The organism is Kitasatospora sp. NPDC101447 (genome assembly GCF_044767225.1).
In the GTDB taxonomy this organism is placed as follows: domain Bacteria; phylum Actinomycetota; class Actinomycetes; order Streptomycetales; family Streptomycetaceae; genus Kitasatospora.
In genome coordinates, this window is record NZ_JBIWNL010000012.1 from 148,660 (window position 1) to 166,839 (window position 18,180).

Annotated in this window: 19 protein-coding genes; 5 read left to right on the forward strand and 14 right to left on the reverse strand. The window is 73.9% G+C overall.

Annotated features, from left to right (window positions below; translation table 11 throughout):
- Nucleotides 1-66 precede the first annotated feature (66 nt).
- The 3 genes from ACIRST_RS19280 to groES all read right to left on the reverse strand — a co-directional run bounded on the left by ACIRST_RS19280 (nucleotide 67) and on the right by groES (nucleotide 3,292).
- A complete protein-coding gene (locus ACIRST_RS19280) occupies nucleotides 67-1,065 on the reverse strand; it encodes a LysR family transcriptional regulator (RefSeq protein WP_350519939.1) in 999 nt (332 codons plus the stop codon).
- Between the two features lie 154 nt (nucleotides 1,066-1,219).
- On the reverse strand, nucleotides 1,220-2,851 hold the full coding sequence (gene groL / locus ACIRST_RS19285) for a chaperonin GroEL (protein ID WP_350519938.1): 1,632 nt from the start codon (nucleotides 2,849-2,851) through the stop codon (nucleotides 1,220-1,222).
- Between the two features lie 135 nt (nucleotides 2,852-2,986).
- Nucleotides 2,987-3,292, reverse strand: a complete 306-nt coding sequence (gene groES / locus ACIRST_RS19290) for a co-chaperone GroES (protein WP_014136232.1) — start codon at nucleotides 3,290-3,292, stop codon at nucleotides 2,987-2,989.
- A gap of 249 nt (nucleotides 3,293-3,541) precedes the next feature.
- On the opposite strand from groES, the gene ACIRST_RS19295 reads away from it, so the two are divergent.
- Nucleotides 3,542-3,853, forward strand: coding sequence for a hypothetical protein (locus ACIRST_RS19295; protein WP_402803206.1), 312 nt, complete (start codon nucleotides 3,542-3,544; stop codon nucleotides 3,851-3,853).
- A gap of 94 nt (nucleotides 3,854-3,947) precedes the next feature.
- The gene (locus ACIRST_RS19300) at nucleotides 3,948-5,129 is read left to right on the forward strand and encodes a methyltransferase domain-containing protein (protein WP_402803207.1); all 1,182 of its coding nucleotides are present in this window, start codon (nucleotides 3,948-3,950) and stop codon (nucleotides 5,127-5,129) included.
- Here the strand turns inward: ACIRST_RS19300 and ACIRST_RS19305 are convergent.
- From ACIRST_RS19305 to tsaB, 5 genes are all read right to left on the reverse strand, one after another.
- Complete coding sequence (locus tag ACIRST_RS19305; RefSeq protein ID WP_402803208.1) at nucleotides 5,126-6,034, reverse strand: polysaccharide deacetylase family protein; 909 nt, start codon at nucleotides 6,032-6,034, stop codon at nucleotides 5,126-5,128. The two genes, ACIRST_RS19300 and ACIRST_RS19305, sit on opposite strands and share 4 nt — an antisense overlap.
- A gap of 81 nt (nucleotides 6,035-6,115) precedes the next feature.
- The gene (locus ACIRST_RS19310; RefSeq protein ID WP_402803209.1) at nucleotides 6,116-6,394 is read right to left on the reverse strand and encodes a hypothetical protein; all 279 of its coding nucleotides are present in this window, start codon (nucleotides 6,392-6,394) and stop codon (nucleotides 6,116-6,118) included.
- Nucleotides 6,391-7,497: a tRNA (adenosine(37)-N6)-threonylcarbamoyltransferase complex transferase subunit TsaD gene (tsaD, locus tag ACIRST_RS19315; protein WP_350519933.1), complete on the reverse strand. Its 1,107-nt coding sequence runs from the start codon at nucleotides 7,495-7,497 to the stop codon at nucleotides 6,391-6,393. Before tsaD ends, ACIRST_RS19310 begins: the two co-directional genes overlap by 4 nt.
- Entirely contained in the window at nucleotides 7,490-7,978 is a 489-nt protein-coding gene (gene rimI / locus ACIRST_RS19320; RefSeq protein ID WP_350520093.1) for a ribosomal protein S18-alanine N-acetyltransferase, read from the reverse strand. Before rimI ends, tsaD begins: the two co-directional genes overlap by 8 nt.
- A gap of 23 nt (nucleotides 7,979-8,001) precedes the next feature.
- A complete protein-coding gene (gene tsaB / locus ACIRST_RS19325) occupies nucleotides 8,002-8,658 on the reverse strand; it encodes a tRNA (adenosine(37)-N6)-threonylcarbamoyltransferase complex dimerization subunit type 1 TsaB (protein WP_350519932.1) in 657 nt (218 codons plus the stop codon).
- Between the two features lie 153 nt (nucleotides 8,659-8,811).
- On the opposite strand from tsaB, the gene ACIRST_RS19330 reads away from it, so the two are divergent.
- Nucleotides 8,812-9,378 carry a hypothetical protein gene (locus tag ACIRST_RS19330; protein ID WP_402803241.1) on the forward strand — a complete coding sequence of 189 codons (567 nt, stop codon included), beginning with the start codon at nucleotides 8,812-8,814 and terminating at the stop codon, nucleotides 9,376-9,378.
- Between the two features lie 7 nt (nucleotides 9,379-9,385).
- On the opposite strand, the gene ACIRST_RS19335 is transcribed toward ACIRST_RS19330, so the two are convergent.
- From ACIRST_RS19335 to ACIRST_RS19355, 5 genes are all read right to left on the reverse strand, one after another.
- Entirely contained in the window at nucleotides 9,386-9,580 is a 195-nt protein-coding gene (locus tag ACIRST_RS19335) for a hypothetical protein (protein ID WP_350519931.1), read from the reverse strand.
- A 110-nt stretch (nucleotides 9,581-9,690) separates the two neighbouring features.
- A complete protein-coding gene (gene tsaE, locus ACIRST_RS19340) occupies nucleotides 9,691-10,197 on the reverse strand; it encodes a tRNA (adenosine(37)-N6)-threonylcarbamoyltransferase complex ATPase subunit type 1 TsaE (RefSeq protein WP_350519930.1) in 507 nt (168 codons plus the stop codon).
- A 129-nt stretch (nucleotides 10,198-10,326) separates the two neighbouring features.
- Nucleotides 10,327-11,598 (reverse strand): alpha/beta hydrolase, encoded by a 1,272-nt coding sequence (locus tag ACIRST_RS19345; protein WP_350519929.1) that lies wholly within the window; start codon nucleotides 11,596-11,598, stop codon nucleotides 10,327-10,329.
- Nucleotides 11,595-12,794, reverse strand: a complete 1,200-nt coding sequence (gene alr, locus ACIRST_RS19350) for an alanine racemase (RefSeq protein WP_350519928.1) — start codon at nucleotides 12,792-12,794, stop codon at nucleotides 11,595-11,597. Before alr ends, ACIRST_RS19345 begins: the two co-directional genes overlap by 4 nt.
- A gap of 164 nt (nucleotides 12,795-12,958) precedes the next feature.
- Nucleotides 12,959-14,434, reverse strand: coding sequence for an NAD(P)H-hydrate dehydratase (locus tag ACIRST_RS19355; RefSeq protein ID WP_402803210.1), 1,476 nt, complete (start codon nucleotides 14,432-14,434; stop codon nucleotides 12,959-12,961).
- A 172-nt stretch (nucleotides 14,435-14,606) separates the two neighbouring features.
- On the opposite strand from ACIRST_RS19355, the gene ACIRST_RS19360 reads away from it, so the two are divergent.
- The gene (locus tag ACIRST_RS19360) at nucleotides 14,607-15,164 is read left to right on the forward strand and encodes a Uma2 family endonuclease (RefSeq protein ID WP_402803211.1); all 558 of its coding nucleotides are present in this window, start codon (nucleotides 14,607-14,609) and stop codon (nucleotides 15,162-15,164) included.
- A gap of 42 nt (nucleotides 15,165-15,206) precedes the next feature.
- On the opposite strand, the gene glmS is transcribed toward ACIRST_RS19360, so the two are convergent.
- Complete coding sequence (glmS, locus tag ACIRST_RS19365; protein ID WP_350519925.1) at nucleotides 15,207-17,063, reverse strand: glutamine--fructose-6-phosphate transaminase (isomerizing); 1,857 nt, start codon at nucleotides 17,061-17,063, stop codon at nucleotides 15,207-15,209.
- 99 nt (nucleotides 17,064-17,162) lie between these two features.
- Between glmS and coaA the strand changes: the two genes are divergently transcribed.
- Nucleotides 17,163-18,158: a type I pantothenate kinase gene (gene coaA, locus ACIRST_RS19370; RefSeq protein WP_350519924.1), complete on the forward strand. Its 996-nt coding sequence runs from the start codon at nucleotides 17,163-17,165 to the stop codon at nucleotides 18,156-18,158.
- The last annotated feature ends 22 nt before the right edge of the window (nucleotides 18,159-18,180 follow it).

An 18,180-nucleotide genomic window follows, 5' to 3' on the forward strand; every position in this document is an offset into this window, starting at 1 on the left:
TTTCTTCGCGGCGCATCAGGCCGGTCACGGCCGGTACGGGACCTGCGGGATTTCCGTCACCCACCGTCAGCGGGCGGCCGCCGCCCCCGCCAGCCGCTCCAGCATCAGCGCCACGGCCGGCACCTCGGCCAGGTCCGGCAGGGTCAGCGCGACCACCTGTCGCACCGCCGGCGCCCCCGAGGCCGTCCGCACCGGCACCGTCGACACGCCGTCAGGGCGCACCGACTGCAGCGCCAGCCGCGGCAGCACCGCCACGCCCAGCCCGGCCGCCACCAGGCCGACCACCGCCGGGTAGTCGTCGGTCGCGAAGTCGATCCGGGGCTCGAAGCCCGCCCCGGCGCACAGCTCCACCAGGTGCCCCCGGCACTGCGGGCAGCCGGCGATCCACTGCTCCCCCGCCAGCTCGGCCAGCTCGACCGGCCCGCCCCGCCCGGCCAGCGGGTGGGCGGCCGGCAGCAGGCCCACCAGCGGGTCGTCCAGCAGCGGGGTGACCACCAGATCGGACCAGTCGGTCCCGGCGGTCAGCTGCTGGGCCTCCAGGTTGGCCTCGGCCCGCGCCTCGCGCGGCGTGCCGTGCGCCGGCGGCGGCAGCACGACGGCGCCGTCGGACTGCGGGTAGCGGAAGGCCAGCGCGATCTCGCACTCGCCGCCGCGCAGCATCGCCAGCGACTCCGGCGGCTCCGCCTCGACCAGCGACACGCGCACCCCCGGATGGCCGTCCCGCAGCCGGGCGACCGCGGGCGGCACCAGGGTGGAACTCGCGGTCGGGAAGGACACCAGCCGCACCCGGCCGGCCCGCAGCCCGGCGATCGCGGCCACCTCCTCCTCGGCGGCGGAGAGCCCGGCCAGGATCCCGGTGGCATGCTTGAGCAGGACCCGCCCGGCCTCGCTGAGCTGCATCCCGCGGCCCGAGCGGACCACCAGCGGGGTGTCCACGGACTTCTCCAGGGCCTTCATCTGCTGGCTGATGGCGGGCTGGGTGCACCCCAGCTCACGAGCGGCGGCGGAGAAGGAGCCGGTGCGGGCGACGGCACGCAGGACGCGCAGGTGGCGGGCCTCGATCATGCCTTAGTTATAAGGCAATCTTTGCGTTCTGCAAAATTCTACTGATGGTTGAAGCGGCCACGACCCGGCGGACGACCGGGCGGGCGACAGCCGGAGGCCCGGCCCGCGTCCCCTCGCGGGGTGCGGACCGGGCCTCCGGTCAGTCGTTCGGGCCTCAGTGCGAGTGGCCGTGACCGTGGGAGTGGCCGTGACCGTTGTCGGCCTCCTCCTCCTTCTTCTCCACCACGAGGGTCTCGGTGGTGAGCAGCAGGGAGGCGATCGAGGCGGCGTTCTCCAGGGCGGAGCGGGTGACCTTGACCGGGTCGATGACGCCGGCCTTCACCAGGTCGCCGTACTCGCCGGTGGCGGCGTTGTAGCCCTGGCCGATCTCCAGCTCGGAGACCTTGGAGGTGATGACGTAGCCCTCCAGGCCGGCGTTCTGGGCGATCCAGCGCAGCGGCTCGTGCAGCGCCTTGCGGACCACGGCGACACCGGTGGCCTCGTCACCCGACAGGCCCAGGCCCTCGTCCAGCACCTTGGCGGCGTGGACCAGGGAGGCGCCACCGCCGGCGACGATGCCCTCCTCGACCGCGGCGCGGGTCGCCGAGATGGCGTCCTCCAGGCGGTGCTTGCGCTCCTTCAGCTCCACCTCGGTGGCGGCGCCGACCTTGATGACGCAGACGCCGCCGGCCAGCTTGGCCAGGCGCTCCTGCAGCTTCTCGCGGTCCCAGTCGGAGTCGGTGGCGGCGATCTCGCCCTTGATCTGGGCGACGCGGCCGGCCACGGCCTCGGCGTCACCGGCGCCGTCGACGACGGTGGTCTCGTCCTTGGTGATGGTCACGCGGCGGGCGGTGCCCAGCACGTCCAGGCCGACCTGGTCGAGCTTGAGGCCGACCTCCTCGGAGATGACCGTGCCGCCGGTCAGGGTGGCCAGGTCGCCCAGGATCGCCTTGCGGCGGTCACCGAAGCCCGGGGCCTTGACGGCGACGGCGTTGAAGGTGCCGCGGATCTTGTTCACGACCAGGGTCGACAGCGCCTCGCCGTCGACGTCCTCGGCGATGATCAGCAGCGGCTTGGAGGCACCGCCCTGCAGGATCTTCTCCAGCAGCGGCAGCAGCTCCTGGATGGAGGAGATCTTGCCCTGGTTGATCAGGATGTACGGGTCCTCCAGGACCGCCTCCTGCCGCTCCGCGTCGGTGACGAAGTACGGCGACAGGTAGCCCTTGTCGAACTGCATGCCCTCGGTGAAGTCCAGCTCCACGCCGAAGGTGTTCGACTCCTCGACGGTGATGACACCGTCCTTGCCGACCTTGTCGATCGCCTCGGCGATCAGCTCGCCGACCTGGGTGTCCTGGGCGGAGAGGGACGCGACGGCGGCGACGTCGTCCTTGCCCTCGATCTCGCGGGCGACGGACAGCAGGTGCTCGGAGACGGCGGCGACGGCCTTGTCGATGCCCTTCTTCAGGGCGGCCGGGCCGGCACCGGCGGCGACGTTGCGCAGACCCTCGTTGACCAGGGCCTGGGCCAGCACGGTGGCGGTGGTGGTGCCGTCACCCGCGACGTCGTTGGTCTTGGTGGCGACCTCCTTGACGAGCTGCGCGCCAAGGTTCTCGTACGGGTCGTCCAGCTCGACCTCACGGGCGATGGTGACACCGTCGTTGGTGATGGTCGGGGCGCCGAACTTCTTGTCGATGACGACGTTGCGGCCCTTGGGGCCGATGGTCACCTTGACGGTGTCGGCCAGCTTGTTGACACCGCGCTCCAGCGAGCGGCGGGCGTCCTCGTCGAACTGCAGGATCTTCGCCATGTTCCCTATTCCCTCGGGGCTGCGGCCGGCCCACCGGCCGCCGAACTACGTGAACCAACAACCACGCCCCGGGCCCCTGTCACTTGGGACACGGATCCGGGGCGGGTCGGAACGACTTACTTCTCGATGCTGCGTTTACTTCTCGATGATGGCGAGAACGTCACGAGCCGAGAGGACGAGGTACTCCTCGCCCTGGTACTTCACCTCGGTGCCGCCGTACTTCGAGTACAGGACGATGTCACCGACGGCGACGTCGAGCGGCAGACGCTGGCCGTCCTCGAAGCGGCCCGGGCCGACGGCCAGGACGACGCCCTCCTGGGGCTTCTCCTTGGCGGTGTCCGGGATGACCAGGCCGGAGGCCGTGGTCGTCTCGGCGTCGAGCGGCTGGACCACGATGCGGTCCTCAAGCGGCTTGATGGCAACCTTGCTGCTGGTGGTCACGTCCGAGCTCCCCTTCGGAGATTACGGGGTTTTCTAACGGGTAGGGGCGAGCCTGCGGGTCTGCCGTCGCGGGGGTCAGACACACGTCTTCGCGTTAGCACTCCCCCGGTGGGGAGTGCCAAGGACGACCATAGGGCCGTGTTAGCACTCAGTCAACCAGAGTGCCAACGGCGCGCCCGGACAGCCCCGGCCGAGGGATGAGTACCCGTACTCATGTGCGACCGTCGGCGCCCTCGGCACACTCGTGCCATGACCGACACCCCGGTACGCCTCGGCCCGTCCGACGCGCAGGACGCCGTGCTCGCGGTGGCACTCCTGCCCGTACTGGCCGCCCTCCCGCTCGGCGCCTTCTGGCTGGGCGCCGCCGTGGCCGAAGGCTTCGGCTCCGACAGTGGCGGCTGCGTCGCCTACGGCGCGCTCTGCGCCCTGGTCATCGGCTGGGGCGTGCCGGTCGCCGTCGCCGTGCTCGGCGAACGGGCCGACTACCGGCTGCTGCCGATCTCCGCCGCGGTCGCCCCCTTCGCCCTGCCCGTCGTGCTCTGCCTGGCCGCCCTCGGATGAGCACGCCGCCCGCCGTCCGCGGGGCCCGAGCCGGGCTCCGCCCGCTCGCGCCCGCCCCGGGCACGGCGCCGCGCCGACCGGCGAGAATGACCCCGTGGACACCGAGAACCTCCAGCCCCTGCTGACCCCCGAGGGCCAGGCCCTGCTCGCCGAGCTGCGCGAGTTCACCCCCGAGGAGGAGCTCGCGCTGGCCACCCGGCTGCGGCGGGAGCACCCGGCGGAGCTGGTGTCGGCGGCCTTCGGGCAGGCGCGGCTGCGGCAGCGGGCGCGCGCGAAGTTCGGGGCGGACGCCGACCTGATGTACTTCACGCCCAACGGGGTCGAGCAGTCCACCCGGCGCAGCGTGGCCGAGTGGCGGGCGCGACGGTTCGCCGAGCTGGGCGTACGGCGGCTGGCGGACCTGTGCTGCGGCATCGGCGGGGACGTGCTGGCGCTGGCCCGGGCGGGCATCGAGGTGCTGGCCGTCGACAAGGACCCGGCGGCCTGCGCCGCCACCGCCGCGAACGCCGCCGCGCTGGGCCTGGCCGAGCTGGTCGAGGTGCGCTGCGCGGACGTCGCCGAGGTGGACGTCGCCGGCTACGACGCGGTGTTCACCGACCCGGCCCGACGGACCTCGCGCGGCCGGGTGTTCGACCCCGAGGCGTACGCCCCGCCGCTCTCCTGGGCGATCGAGGCCGGCCGGCGCACCCCGATCGGGGCGCTGAAGGTCGCACCGGGCATCCCGCACGAGGCCGTCCCGGCGGACGCCGAGGCCGAGTGGGTCTCCGACCACGGCGACGTCAAGGAGGCGGTGCTCTGGTTCGGCACCAGGGCCGCCAGCCCGCACCGCGCCACCCTGCTGCCGCACGGCGACAGCCTCACCGGCGGTGACCTGCCCGACCCGCCGGCCGGCCCGGTCGGGCGCTACCTGTACGAGCCGGACGGCGCGGTGATCCGGGCGCACCTGGTGGCCGAGGTGGCCGAGCAGGTCGGCGGCCGGCTGATCGACCCGAAGATCGCCTACCTGACCTCGGACGAGCTGGTCGCCACCCCGTACGCGCACGCCTTCGAGCTCACCGACGTGATGCCCTTCCACATCAAGAAGCTGAAGGCGCTGCTGCGCGAGCGCGGGGTCGGCACGGTGGTGATCAAGAAGCGCGGGATGGCGATCACCCCGGAGGAGCTGCGCCGCCAGCTCAAGCCCTCCGGGCCGAACACCGTCACGGTGATCCTCAGCCGCACCGACCACGGCCCGCTGATGATGCTGGGGCAGCCGGTCCGGGCCTCCGGGGCCTAGGAGGCGGGGGCCTGGATGTAGTCCTCCAGCCGGGCCACCGAGAAGCCCTGCTCCTGGATCCGGGCCAGCAGGTCGCCGAACATCTGGGTCATCGTGGCGCCCTTGAGCTCCTTGGGGCCGCGGAAGTGCGCCAGGATGATGTCGCCGGGCTTCAGCTTCTTGTCCCCCGCCTGGTACTGCATGTCGTGGATCTGCATCGACTCGCGCCACAGCACGACCGCGCGCGGGCCGCACTGCTGCACCGCGGTGTTGAGCGTCGGGGTGTTGGCACCGTCGCCGAACGGCGGGCGGAACAGCAGCGGCGCGGTGCCGTACTGCTGGGTGAGCGCGGCCTGGTCGTCGCAGACCTCGGACTTCTGCTTGTCCGGCGACAGCTTGCTCATCACCGGGTGGTCCACGGTGTGGTTCTGGATGTGGTTGCCGAGCGCCTGGAGCGGCTTGAAGTAGCCGTAGTCGTTCTTGACGATGTCCTTGGTCAGGAACATCGAGATCGGCACCTTGAGGTCGGTCAGCATCTCGACGAACTTCGGGTCCTTCTCGGCGCCGTCGTCGATGGTGATGAAGACCACCTTGTCGGTCGTCTTCACGTCGCTGAACACCGGTACCGGGCCGGTCCGTTCGAGCTTGATGGGCTTGTCGGCGGGCGGCGCCGGGGCGGGCGGGAGCGGGGTGAGGTTCCACTTCGCCCAGGCCGCCGCGTTCGCGCCCGCCGGGGCGGCCCCCGGCGTGGCGGCCGCGCTGCTCGGGGCTGCCGCGGCCGGCTGGGGCGTGCCCGACGCCGCCGACGTGCCGGCCGGCGCGGCCGTGCCGCCGCCTCCGTTGTCGCCGCACGCGGTGGCGAAGGCCAGCAGGGCCAGCGCCCCCGCCGCGTACGTCCTGGTCCTGCTCCGCCCGTCCCTGCTCACCGCACCGCGCTCCCGGTTCCCGTTCAGCTTTCTATCAGCTGATTCACGGTAGCGGCCGGGGTCGCGGTTCCCGGTGACGACCTATTCGACCTGTTCGACCTGTTCGACGCGCTCGCTGGTGAAGGACCAGCGGTGCACCGGCCGGCCGAGCAGCTCGGCCGGCGGGTCGGCGACCGGCACCGGCGCGCCGCTCCACCAGGTGATCAGGAGCACCCGCTCGCCCGGGGCGGAGAACACTTCGAGGCGCTCAAGACCGGCCGTGCCGCGCACCGCGGGCAGCACCGACTCCCGCACCCAGGCGGCGAGTTCGGCCCCGCGGCCGTCCGCCGCCCGGGCCTCCCACATCGCGGCGACGGTCATCCGGCGCCGCCACCCAGGGCGTCGTAGGCCTGTCCGTGGACGTCCCCGTGCCCGAAGCCCGCGGCCGGCACGTGGACCTCGGTCACCGGCAGCGAGGAGTCGGCGGACAGCTCGAACGCGGACGGCGCACGGTCGCGCCACACCATCTCGGAGCCCAACGCCGCCACCATCGCGCCGTTGTCGGTGCACAGGCCCGGCCGCGGCACCCGCAGTCGGATGCCGGCCCGGTCGCAGCGCTGCTGGGCCATCTCGCGCAGTCGCGAGTTGGCCGCCACGCCGCCGCCGATCATCAGATGGTCGACGCCGTTGTCCTTGCACGCCTTGACGGCCTTGCGGGTGAGCACGTCGGTGACCGCCTCCTGGAAGGACGCCGCCACGTCGGCGATCGGCACCTCCTCGCCGGCCCGGCGCTTGGCCTCCACCCAGCGGGCGACGGCGGTCTTCAGACCGGAGAAGGAGAAGTCGTACGCGGGGTCGTTCCGGCCGCTCAGGCCGCGCGGGAAGGCGATCGCCTTCGGGTCGCCCTCGCGTGCCCTCCGGTCGACCACCGGGCCGCCGGGGAAGCCCAGGCCGAGCACCCGGGCGACCTTGTCGAAGGCCTCGCCGGCCGCGTCGTCGATGGTCGCGCCGAGCGGGCGGACATCGCTCGTGATGTCCTCGCTGAGCAGCAGCGAGGAGTGCCCGCCGGAGACCAGCAGGGCCATCGTCGGCGAGGGCAGCCGGCCGTGCTCCAGCTGGTCGACGCAGATGTGCGAGGCGAGGTGGTTGACCCCGTACAGCGGCTTGTCCAGCGCCCAGGCGTACGCCTTCGCGGCGCTGACGCCGACCAGCAGCGCGCCGGCCAGGCCGGGGCCGGCCGTGACGGCGATGCCGTCCAGGTCGCTCGCCTTGATCCCGGCGGTGTCCAGGGCGCGCTGGATGGTCGGGACCATCGCCTCCAGGTGGGCGCGGCTGGCAATCTCCGGGACGACGCCGCCGAAGCGGGCGTGGTCGTTGACGCTGGAGGCGACCGCGTCGGCCAGCAGCGTGGTGCCGCGCACGATGCCGACGCCGGTCTCGTCGCAGGAGGTCTCGATGCCGAGGACGAGCGGTTCGTCAGCCATGGCGGGTGTCCTCAATGTCCTTCGGGTCAGTGCTGTCAGTGCTGGGGTGGTCGAGGCGCATCACCAGCGCGTCGACGTTGGCGGGCTGGTAGTAGCCGCGTCGGATGCCCACCGGTTCGAAGCCGTGGCGCTCGTACAGCCGCTGGGCCCGCGGGTTGTCCACCCGCACCTCCAGCAGCAGTTCGGCGCAGCCGCGCCGGGCGGACTCCCGGATCAGGTCGGTGAGCAGCGCCGTGCCGAGGCCGGCGCCCTGGTGCCGGTCGTCGACGGCGATGGTCTGGACGTCGCCCTCGCCGGCGATCGCCATCAGGCCGGCGTAGCCGACGACCGAACCGTCGGCGGCGGTGGCGACGGTGTAGTGGCGGGTGCCGCCGGGGTGGGTCTCGGCCAGCTCGGACCAGAACATCCCGGTGGACCAGGCGTCCTCGGGGAACAGCCGCAGCTCCAGCTCCATCACCGGCGCGATGTCCCACCAGCGCATCGGGCGCAGGGTGGTGCCGTGGTTCACGCCGGGAGCACCGCCTTGTAGCCGGCCGGCACCTGGGCGTCCGGGCGGCGCAGGTACAGCGGCACGTTCGGCAGCAGCTCGCGCCCGGCGGCCAACTCGGCGGCGGCGAAGCCGGCCAGGGCCCCGGCGGACACGTGCTCCGGGCCGTGCGCGCCCGGGAAGGCGTCCGGGTAGAGCAGCGCGCCGGCGCCGACCGAGCGCGGCGGCGCGGTCAGCTCGGCCGGGCGGTCCACGCCCGGGCCCTCGGTGCGGCGGCCCTCGGCGTCGTACGAGGCCCAGTAGACCTCCTTGCGGCGCGCGTCGGTGGCCACCGTGAACGGCTGCCCCGCCAGCCCCTCGGCGCGGGCCTGGAAGGCGATCGCGTCCAGGGTGCAGACGCCGTGCACCGGCAGCCCGAGGGCGTGGCCGAGCGCGGCGGCGGTCACCAGGCCGACCCGCAGACCGGTGTACGGGCCCGGGCCGACGCCGACCGCGATGCCGGTCAGCCGGTGCTTGTCCACCCCGGCCGTGCGCAGCACACCGTCGATCGCGGGCAGCAGGAGTTCGCCGTGGCGCCGGGCGTCGACCTGGTGGGTCTCGGCCAGGACGGCGGTTCCGTCGTGGACGGCGGCGGTGACGGCGGGGGTAGCGGTGTCGAACGCGAGCAGCAGCACGGGTCAAGGTTAGACCGACGTTGGGCCGACCGGACGATCGGCCGGACGTGCCAACCGGGAACACACATCCGAGGCGCTGCGACCCGGACGGACGGACCTGGCACGATAAGCCCGTACGAAAAGGGACGGCAGCGGGAGCGGCACGTGGCGAAGATGGGTCCTGGAGTGGTGGTCACGGGGCTGACCCTGGGGGCCCTGGCGGTGGTGAGCCTGCTGGCCTTCCAGGCCAACGGCGCCCAGGACCGGGCCGGCGGCGCCAAGCCGACCCCCACCATCACGGCGACGGGCACGGCCACCGCCGCGGCGCCGACCGCCTCGGCCACCCCGACCGTCCCGCCGCTGCCGGCCACCTCGGGCACCGGCATCCGGGTGGTCTACTCGGTGAGCAGCCACTACGTCTGGCTGGTCGACCCGAAGAAGACCCCGCAGGTCGCGGCGGCCTTCCCGGTCAGCCCGGGCACGGTCGAGCCCGCCCCGGGCAGCTACGCGGTGTACAGCCGCACGGCGACGGCCACCGGCACGGACGGCCGGCAGATCGAGCACGTGGTGCGCTTCGCGCAGCAGAGCGGCGTGGTGTTCGGCTTCAGCGCGGCGGTGGACGGCACGACCCCGCCGGCCGACCCGAAGACCAAGACCGGCGGCATCCGCAGCGGCCGCACGGACGGGCAGCTGCTCTGGGACTTCGCGCCGAAGGACACCAAGGTGGTCGTGGTCGCCTGAGGCGGCTTCACGCGGCCCGGGGTGCCTGCGCCTCGGGCTCCTCGGCCTGCCCGGGCTCGGGTCCGGGCGGGGTGGACACCGCCTCGGCGGCCGCGCGGGCGGCCAGCAGTGCCCGCATCGGCTCCCCCGGAGCGCAACGGGCGGACTCTCCGGCCCCGGCGGCGCGGACGGCGCGCTCCGGGGCGGGGGTGGTGCTCGACATGGCGCCTCCCTAGTTAGGCAGACCTAACCGCAGCACCCATCCCACCACGCCCGGCACTCCGCCCGCAACATCTTGCCGACAGTCTGTCGGCAAGTCGCCGCGACCCGCCGCTACTCCTGCCCCGCCAGCTTCGCCAGCGCCACGTCCGCCCAGCGCGGACCGATGCCGGTCAGCAGCACCCGGCGCGGATCGTGGTCGTCCCCGTCGGCGGTGTCGCCCAGGGCGCGCTCGATCCGGACCTCCAGCCGGTCCTCGGACAGCCGCTCGACCTTGCCCTCGCCCCACTCGACCACGACCACCGACTCCGGCAGCGAGACGTCCAGGTCGAGGTCCTCCATCTCGTCCAGGTCACCGCCCAGCCGGTACGCGTCCACGTGCACCAGCGCCGGGCCGCCGACCAGCGAGGGGTGCACCCGGGCGATCACGAAGGTCGGCGAGGTCACCGCCCCGCGGACCTGCAGCCCCTCCCCCAGGCCCCGGGTCAGCGTGGTCTTCCCCGCCCCCAGCTCGCCGGAGAGCAGCACCAGGTCCCCCGGCCGCAGCAGCGCGGCCAGCTCCCGGCCGAGCCGGCCCATCCGCTCCGGGGTGGGGACGGTGAGAGTGGCGTGCGAGCCCATGCGCGTGTCTTGCCCTTCGGTCCGTACCGGCGCACCGACCACCGGCCGCCACCGCTACCGTGCCACATCGCCGCCCCCGGGTGCGCCGGGCGGGTGCCGGGCCGGGCGTCGGCGGGCGTCGGGCGGGCGTCAGGCGGGGTCGACGACCGGTTCGGCGGCCGGTCCGGCAGCCGTGCCCGCGGCCGTGCCCCCGGCAGGCTCGCGGGTCAGGTCGAGGACGGCCGCGGGCAGCGGCGCGGCCCCCGCGAAGTCGGCGGCCCGGCGCAGCAGCAGCGCCAGCTCGCGGTCGACCAGCTCCGGCCGCTCCAGCATCACCAGGTGCCCGGCGCCCTCGGCCAGCACCAGCTCGGCGCCCGGCAGCCGCTCGGCCATCGCCTCGCTGTGCGCCGAGGGCGTCAGGAGGTCCTTCGTCCCGGCCAGCACCAGGACCGGCAGGCCGCGCAGGGCGGCCAGCGCCTCGTACTTCTCGTGCGCGCCGAACACCGGGTAGAACTCGGCGACCACGTCGATCGGGGTGGCGTCCAGCAGCTGCTCGGCGAAGCGCACCACGCCGGGGTCGACGTCCCGGCCCCCGAAGGAGAACTTCCGGTAGAAGACGGCGGTCAGGTCCGACCCCAGCCGCCGGGTGGCCTCGACCAGGTCGACCTGACGGCCCAGCAGCTTCACCATCCCGGGCGCGACCTTCTTGAACAGCTTCGCGCCGGCCTTGGGCAGGCCGAGGCTGACGTCGTCCCAGTCGCCCGCGAGCGTGCCGATCAGGGCGACCCCGGCGACCCTCTCCCGGAACAGGTCCGGGTACTGGTCGGCCAGCGCCATCACCGTCATGCCGCCCATCGAGTGGCCCACCAGCACCAGCGGCCCGGTCGGCGCGACGGCGTCGATCACGGCCTTCAGGTCGCCGCCCAGCTGGTCGATGCCGGCCGGCTCGCCGGCCAGGTACGAGCGGGAGCGCTCCGAGCGGCCGTGGCTGCGCTGGTCCCAGAAGACCAGCCGCATGCCCTCGCGCAGCGCGGCCCGCTCGAAGTGCCAGCTGTCCTGGTTGAGGCAGTAGCCGTGGCAGAACACCACGGTCAGCGGTTCGGCGCCGGAGCCGTCGCCGTCCGGCTCGGCCCAGCCGGTGCCGTCCAGCTCCACGTACAGCTCGGTGCCGTCCGGCGCGGCCACCGTCCTCGGACGCCCGCGCAGCGAGCCGTACGGGGCGCTCGCGTCCAGCTCGGCCCGGGCCCGGCGGCGCATCGCCCGCCCGACGGTCAGCCGCTCGATCGCCACCCCGGCGGCGGCCCCCGCCGCCAGCACACCGACCGAGATCCCGATCACGCCCGCCCGGCTCACCCCGGAGGCCGCGCCGGCCGCCTTGGCGACCGCCGCGACCGTTCCGTCCCCGGTCGGCGCGTCGGTCATGCCGGCGTGTCCCCGGTGTGGCTGCCGCCCAGGTAGCGGCGCGGCACCCGGGCGCCGATCCGGGTGACGATCTCGTACGCGATGGTCCCGCAGGCGCGGGCCCAGTCCTCGGCGGTCGGCTCGCCGCGCTCGCCGCTGCCGAACAGCAGCGCCTCGTCGCCGATCGCGGGGGCGTCCCCGCCGAGGTCCACGACGAACTGGTCCATCGCGACCCGGCCGGCCACCGTGCGCCACTTGCCGCCGATCTGCACCGGGCCGGTACCGCTGGCGTGCCGGGGGACGCCGTCGCCGTAGCCGAGCGGGACCAGGCCCAGGGTGGTCGGGCCGGGCGTCGTGTAGTGGTGGCCGTAGCTGACCCCGTGCCCGCCGGGGACCTCCTTGACCAGCGCCAGCCGCGCCGCGAGCGACATCACCGGGCGCAGCCCGAAGTCGGCCGGCGAGCCCACCTCGGGCACCGGCGAAAGCCCGTACGCGGCCAGGCCGGTACGGACCAGGTCGAAGTGCGACTCGGGCAGCAGCAGGGTGGCCGGCGAGTTCGCCAGGTGCCGCACCTCGGGGCGCAGCCCGGCCGCCTCGGCCTCGGCCAGCGCGGTGCGGTAGGAGTCCAGCTGGGCCTGGATCGACGGGTGGCCGGGCTCGTCGGCGGCCGCGAAGTGCGACCAGACGCCGACCACGGTGAGCAGCCCCTCCGCCTCGGCGCGCCGGGCTGCGGCCACCAGCCGGGGCCAGTCGTGCGGCTGGCAGCCGTTGCGGCCGAGGCCGGTGTCGGCCTTCAGGTGCACGCGCGCCGGGATGCCGGTCTCGCGTACGGCCGGGAGCAGTTCGTCCAGCGCCCACTGGCCGCTGACCGAGATGTCCAGGCCGGCCCGGAGCGCCTCGCGCCACGGCCCGCCGGGCGTCCACAGCCAGCACAGGATGCGGGCGTGCTCCGGGCGGATGCCCGCGGCCCGCAGCGCCAGCGCCTCGTCGGGCGTCGCGCAACCGAGCCAGCCGACCCCGTTCGCGACCGCCTCGCGGGCACACTCGACCGCGCCGTGGCCATAGGCGTTCGCCTTGACCGCGAGCATCACCGCCGCGCCGCCGACGCGCTCGCGCAGCGCCGCGAGGTTGCCGCGCAGGGCGCCGAGATCGATGGTCGCCTCGGCCCGTACGCCGTCGGTCAGGGTGGCGGTGCCGATCGTGTTCGCAGTTGTCATCAGGGTCAGTCTCCCAGACGTCCCGGAGTCCTCGCCGAACGGCCCATCGGCGCGGCGGCCGACGACCGGGCCCCTCCCGCCGCACCACCCCGCGGCGAACCGCTCGTCACCCCCTCTCGGACGCGGCCGGCGGAGCCTTCGGTTCCGCTCCCGGCCGCGGCCCGCTACCCCGCGCGGACCGCCCGCCACACCGCCGGCAGCGCCTCCGCCACCGCCAGGGCGGTCACCGGTGCGCCCGGGTCCCCCGCCGCCTCGCGGCCGGCCAGGCCGTGCAGGTAGGCGGCCACCGACGCGGCGTCCAGCGGCGGGAGTCCCGCCGCCAGCAGCGAGCCCGCCAGCCCGGCCAGGACGTCGCCGCTGCCCGCGGTGGCCAGCCAGGAGGTGCCGGTGGGGTTCACCCGGACGGCCCCGCCCGGGTCGGCGACCACCGTCGTGGAGCCCTTGAGCAGGACGGTCGCGCGGTAGGCCGCCGCCAGCCGTCGGGCCGTGGCCAGCCGGCTGGCGGCCAGGTCGTCGGCGGCCGGCGGCGCGGTGCCCTCGGCGCCGGCGAGCAGCCGGGCGGCCTCGCCGGTGTGCGGGGTCAGCAGGGTGGGTGCGGTGCGGCCGGCCAGCGCCTCCGGGCCGAGTCGGCCCAGCTCGGTCAGGCCGTCCGCGTCCACCAGCACCGGGACGTCGCCGGCCAGCGCCTCGGCCAGTGCCTGCCGCGCCCCCTCGCCGCCGCCCGGCCCGACCACCCAGGCCTGCACCCGGCCGGCCCCGGCCGGCCCGCCCTCGGTGACCAGCGTCTCCGGGAAGCGCCGCACCACCTCCTCGGCCGCCGTGCCCACGTACCGGACGGCGCCCGCACCGCCGCGCAGCGCCCCGGCAACCGCCAGCAGCGCCGCCCCCGGGTAGGTCGCCGACCCGGCCGCCACGCCGACCACGCCCCGCCGGTACTTGTCGCTCTCCGCGCCCGGCCGCGGCAGCAGCGCCGCCACGTCCGCGTGCTGCAGGGCCGTCACGCCCGCCTCCGGCAGCTCCAGCCCGATGCCGACCAGTTGCACGGCGCCCGCGTACGAGGCCCCCGGGTCGACCAGCAGGCCGGGCTTGTACGTGCCGAAGCAGACCGTGACGTCCGCGCGCAGCGCCGCGCCCGGCACCTCGCCGGTGTCGGCGTCCACCCCGCTGGGCAGGTCGACCGCGACCACCACCCCGCGCCGCCCGGCCTCCGCGTACGGCCGGGCCCCGGGGCGCAGCCCGCCCCGGCCGCCGATGCCGACGATCCCGTCCAGCACCAGGTCCGCGCGCGAGAAGTCGGCCAGGCCGACGTCCTGCTCCGCCGTCACCCGTCCGCCGGACGCCCGCAGCGCGGCCAGCCCGCCCTCGTGCGCCCGTTCCGGCGCGAGCAGCACCGCCGTCACCCGCGCCCCGCGCCGGGCCAGCGCGGCCCCGGCGTACAGGGCGTCACCCCCGTTGTCCCCGCTGCCGGCCAGCACCACCACCCGGCTGCCGTACACCCGCCCCCGACGCCGGGTCAGCAGCCGCGCGCACGTCGCCGCCAGCCCCGCGGCCGCCCGCTGCATCAACGTCCCCTCCGGCAGCCGCGCCATCGACGCGGCCTCGGCGGCCCGGACGGTTTCCACAGGGTGTGCATGACGCATGGCGGGGCTCCTCCGGCCGTCGACGTACGGACGACGCTAGCCCGCGTCACCGCCCCGCGGGAGCCGGGCCTGCGGCACACTTTCGAGTGACAACCACTTCGATCCCCCCACCAGTGCCGGTCCGTGCGCCTACCTTGTGGCCCGGCACGGACCCACAGGAGGGAGAAGGGCCATGGTCGCCATGCCAGCAGTCGAGGGCCCGCTGGGCCGGGACGGCCTCCTCCAGGCGTTCCTGGAACTGGACACACCGCCTGGTTACAAGGCCGAGCTCGTCGAAGGGGAGATCGTCGTGACGCCACCGCCGGACGGAGAACACGAGACCGCGTTCTCCCTGCTGAACCGGCAGTTCATGCGCAAGGCCGAGGCCGAGTTCGACCTGTCCGGCAACAAGGGGCTGATCGTGCCGACCGGCCGGTTCATCCCCGACGGCACCGTCAGCCCGGTCGGACACTTCCTGAACGCCGGTTCCTGGGCGGACGCCTCCGGTGTACTCCTCGTCTTCGAGGTCACGTCCACCAGTCCGCACCGGGACCGCGAACAGAAGCGCCGCGGGTACGCCGCCGCCGGAATCCCCTGCTACCTGCTGGTCGACCGGAGCGCGGGCATGGTCACCCTGTTCACCGCCCCCGAGGGGGAGGACTACACGGAGAAGGAGCCGGTCCCGTTCGGCAAGCCGATCGACCTGCCCGCCCCGTTCTCCTTCACGCTCGACACGGCGCCCCTGCGGTAGGACGCAGCCACCGCAGGGGCGCCGTTGCCGACGGGCGTGGAACTACTCGACGGTGACCGACTTCGCCAGGTTGCGCGGCTGGTCGACCTCGTGGCCCTTGGCCGTGGCCAGCTCGCAGGCGAAGACCTGGAGCGGCACGGTGGAGACCAGCGGCTGGAGCAGGGTCGGGGTGACCGGGATGCGGATCAGGTGGTCCGCGTACGGCACGACGGCCTCGTCGCCCTCCTCGGCGATCACGATCGTGCGGGCGCCACGGGCCCGGATCTCCTGGATGTTGGAGACGATCTTGTCGTGCAGGATCGACCGCCCGCGCGGCGAGGGCACGACCACCACGACCGGCAGCCCCTCCTCGATCAGCGCGATCGGGCCGTGCTTGAGCTCGCCCGCCGCGAAGCCCTCGGCGTGCATGTACGCCAGCTCCTTGAGCTTGAGCGCGCCCTCCAGGGCCACCGGGAAGCCGACGTGGCGGCCGAGGAACAGCACCGAGCGGGCGTCGGCCAGCGAGCGGGCCAGCTCGCGCACCGGCTCCATGGTCTCCAGGACCTGCTCGACCTGCTTCGGCGCGTCGCCGAGCTCCTTGATGACGGCGAAGATCTCGTCGCCCCACTTGGTGCCGCGCACCTGGCCCAGGTAGAGGGCGACCAGGTAGCAGGCGACCAGCTGGGTCAGGAACGCCTTGGTCGAGGCGACCGCGACCTCCGGACCGGCGTGCGTGTACAGCACGGCGTCCGACTCGCGCGGGATGGTGGAGCCGTTGGTGTTGCAGATCGCCAGCACCTTGGCGCCCTGCTCACGGGCGTGCCGCAGGGCCATCAGGGTGTCCATGGTCTCGCCGGACTGCGAGATGGCGATGACCAGCGTGCCCGGGCCCATGATCGGGTCGCGGTAGCGGAACTCGGAGGCGACCTCGACCTCGCAGGGGATGCGGGTCCAGTGCTCGATCGCGTACTTGGCGATCATGCCGGCGTGGAAGGCGGTGCCGCACGCGACGATGACGACCTTGTCGACCGACCGCAGGTCGGCGTCGGAGATCCGCAGCTCGTCGAGGGTGAGCCGGCCGTCGGTGCCGATCCGGCCGAGCAGGGTGTCGGCGACGGCCTTCGGCTGCTCGGCGATCTCCTTGAGCATGAAGTAGTCGTAGCCGCCCTTCTCGGCGGCGGAGGCGTCCCAGTCGACGTGGTACTCGCGCACGTCGGCGGGGGTGCCGTCGAAGTTCGTGACGGTCACGCCGTCCTTGCGCAGCTCGACGACCTGGTCCTGGCCCAGCTCGATCGCCTCGCGGGTGTGCGCGATGAAGGCGGCGACGTCCGAGGCGAGGAAGTTCTCGCCCTCGCCGCGGCCGACGACCAGCGGCGAGTTGCGGCGGGCACCGACGACGACGTCCGGCGCGTCGGCGTGCACGGCGACCAGGGTGAAGGCACCCTCCAGCCGACCGCAGACCGCCCGCATGGCCTCGGCGAGGTCGCCCTGGTAGGCCTCGCCCAGCAGGTGGGCGACGACCTCGGTGTCCGTCTCCGACCGGAGGGTGTGGCCGCGCTCGGCGATCTCGGCGCGCAGCTGCGCGAAGTTCTCGATGATGCCGTTGTGCACCACGGCGACCCGCAGGTCGTCGTCCAGGTGGGGGTGGGCGTTGGCGTCCGTCGGGCCGCCGTGGGTGGCCCAGCGGGTGTGGCCGATGCCGGTGGTGCCGCCGGGCAGAGGGGACTCGGCGAGCGACTTCTCCAGGTTGGCGAGCTTTCCGGCCCGCTTGTCGGTCGACAGGCTCCACTGCCCGTCGGAGTCCTGAACCTGCACCGCGACACCGGCCGAGTCGTAACCCCGGTACTCCAGGCGCTGCAGGCCTGCGATTACTACGTCGAGGGCGGACTGCGCGCCCACGTATCCAACAATTCCGCACATGCGTGCCAGCATAAGGGCGGTTCTGTGGCCGTATTCCCGCCTCCCGCGAACGCTGCGTGACCGACACCACAACCACCGTGAACGCCGCTACGGCTCACAATGGAGCATGTGCTGACCGAACTCTGTACGCGGGGCGCCGCCACGCCCGGCCCGTCCCCGTCCCCCTACGTGGATCTCAGCCGGGCCGAATGGAGCGCGCTGCGCGAGCGCACGCCGCTGCCGCTGACCGCCGAGGAGGTGGAGCAGCTGCGCGGCCTCGGCACCGCCCTCGACCTCGACGAGGTACGTGACGTCTACCTGCCGTTGTCGCGGCTGCTGAACCTGTACATCCACGCGACGCACGAACTGCGCGGCGCCGTGGGCACGTTCCTGGACACGCCGGACACCGAACGCACCCGGACCCCGTTCATCATCGGGGTGGCCGGATCGGTCGCGGTCGGCAAGTCGACCACCGCGCGCCTCCTCCAGGCGCTGCTCGCCCGCTGGCCCGAGCACCCCCGGGTCGAACTGGTCACCACCGACGGCTTCCTGCTCCCCAACGCCGAGCTGCGCCGGCGCGGCCTGATGGCCCGCAAGGGCTTCCCCGAGTCGTACGACCGCCGGGCGCTGATGCGCTTCGTCGCGGACGTGAAGGCGGGCAAGGAGCGCGTCAGCGCGCCGGTCTACTCGCACCTGGTGTACGACATCGTGCAGGACGAGCGGCTGACCGTGGAGCGCCCGGACATCCTGATCGTCGAGGGCCTGAACGTGCTCCAGCCGGCCCTGCCCGGCACCGACGGCCGCACCCGCCTCGCGGTCGCCGACTACTTCGACTTCTCGATCTACGTCGACGCCCGGACCGACGACATCGAGCACTGGTACCTGGACCGCTTCAGGAAGCTGCGTCAGACCGCCTTCCAGGACCCGAACTCGTACTTCCGCCGCTTCACCGAGGTGCCGGAGGAGGAGGCGATGGAGTACGGCCGGCAGGTCTGGCGCACCATCAACAAGCCGAACCTGCTGGAGAACGTGCTGCCGACCCGCGGCCGGGCCACCCTGATCCTGCAGAAGGGCCAGGACCACAAGGTCCGCCGGGCGCTGCTGCGCAAGCTCTGAGCGCACGACGGAGGGCCCCCGC

Bases quoted from the DNA above. Each gene is read 5' to 3' on its own strand.
- groL (WP_350519938.1), bottom strand. From the start codon at position 2,851: ATGGCGAAGATCCTGCAGTTCGACGAGGACGCCCGCCGCTCGCTGGAG.
- ACIRST_RS19345 (WP_350519929.1), bottom strand. From the start codon at position 11,598: ATGACCGACGCGCCGACCGGGGACGGAACGGTCGCGGCGGTCGCCAAG.
- ACIRST_RS19355 (WP_402803210.1), bottom strand. From the start codon at position 14,434: ATGCGTCATGCACACCCTGTGGAAACCGTCCGGGCCGCCGAGGCCGCG.
- coaA (WP_350519924.1), top strand. From the start codon at position 17,163: ATGGAGCATGTGCTGACCGAACTCTGTACGCGGGGCGCCGCCACGCCC.
- ACIRST_RS19330 (WP_402803241.1), top strand. From the start codon at position 8,812: ATGGGTCCTGGAGTGGTGGTCACGGGGCTGACCCTGGGGGCCCTGGCG.
- ACIRST_RS19360 (WP_402803211.1), top strand. From the start codon at position 14,607: ATGGTCGCCATGCCAGCAGTCGAGGGCCCGCTGGGCCGGGACGGCCTC.
- ACIRST_RS19335 (WP_350519931.1), bottom strand. From the start codon at position 9,580: ATGTCGAGCACCACCCCCGCCCCGGAGCGCGCCGTCCGCGCCGCCGGG.
- rimI (WP_350520093.1), bottom strand. From the start codon at position 7,978: ATGCGCTGGTGGGACATCGCGCCGGTGATGGAGCTGGAGCTGCGGCTG.
- tsaD (WP_350519933.1), bottom strand. From the start codon at position 7,497: ATGGCTGACGAACCGCTCGTCCTCGGCATCGAGACCTCCTGCGACGAG.
- glmS (WP_350519925.1), bottom strand. From the start codon at position 17,063: ATGTGCGGAATTGTTGGATACGTGGGCGCGCAGTCCGCCCTCGACGTA.
- tsaE (WP_350519930.1), bottom strand. From the start codon at position 10,197: ATGGGCTCGCACGCCACTCTCACCGTCCCCACCCCGGAGCGGATGGGC.
- alr (WP_350519928.1), bottom strand. From the start codon at position 12,794: ATGACAACTGCGAACACGATCGGCACCGCCACCCTGACCGACGGCGTA.
- ACIRST_RS19310 (WP_402803209.1), bottom strand. From the start codon at position 6,394: ATGACCGTCGCCGCGATGTGGGAGGCCCGGGCGGCGGACGGCCGCGGG.
- ACIRST_RS19295 (WP_402803206.1), top strand. From the start codon at position 3,542: ATGACCGACACCCCGGTACGCCTCGGCCCGTCCGACGCGCAGGACGCC.
- ACIRST_RS19280 (WP_350519939.1), bottom strand. From the start codon at position 1,065: ATGATCGAGGCCCGCCACCTGCGCGTCCTGCGTGCCGTCGCCCGCACC.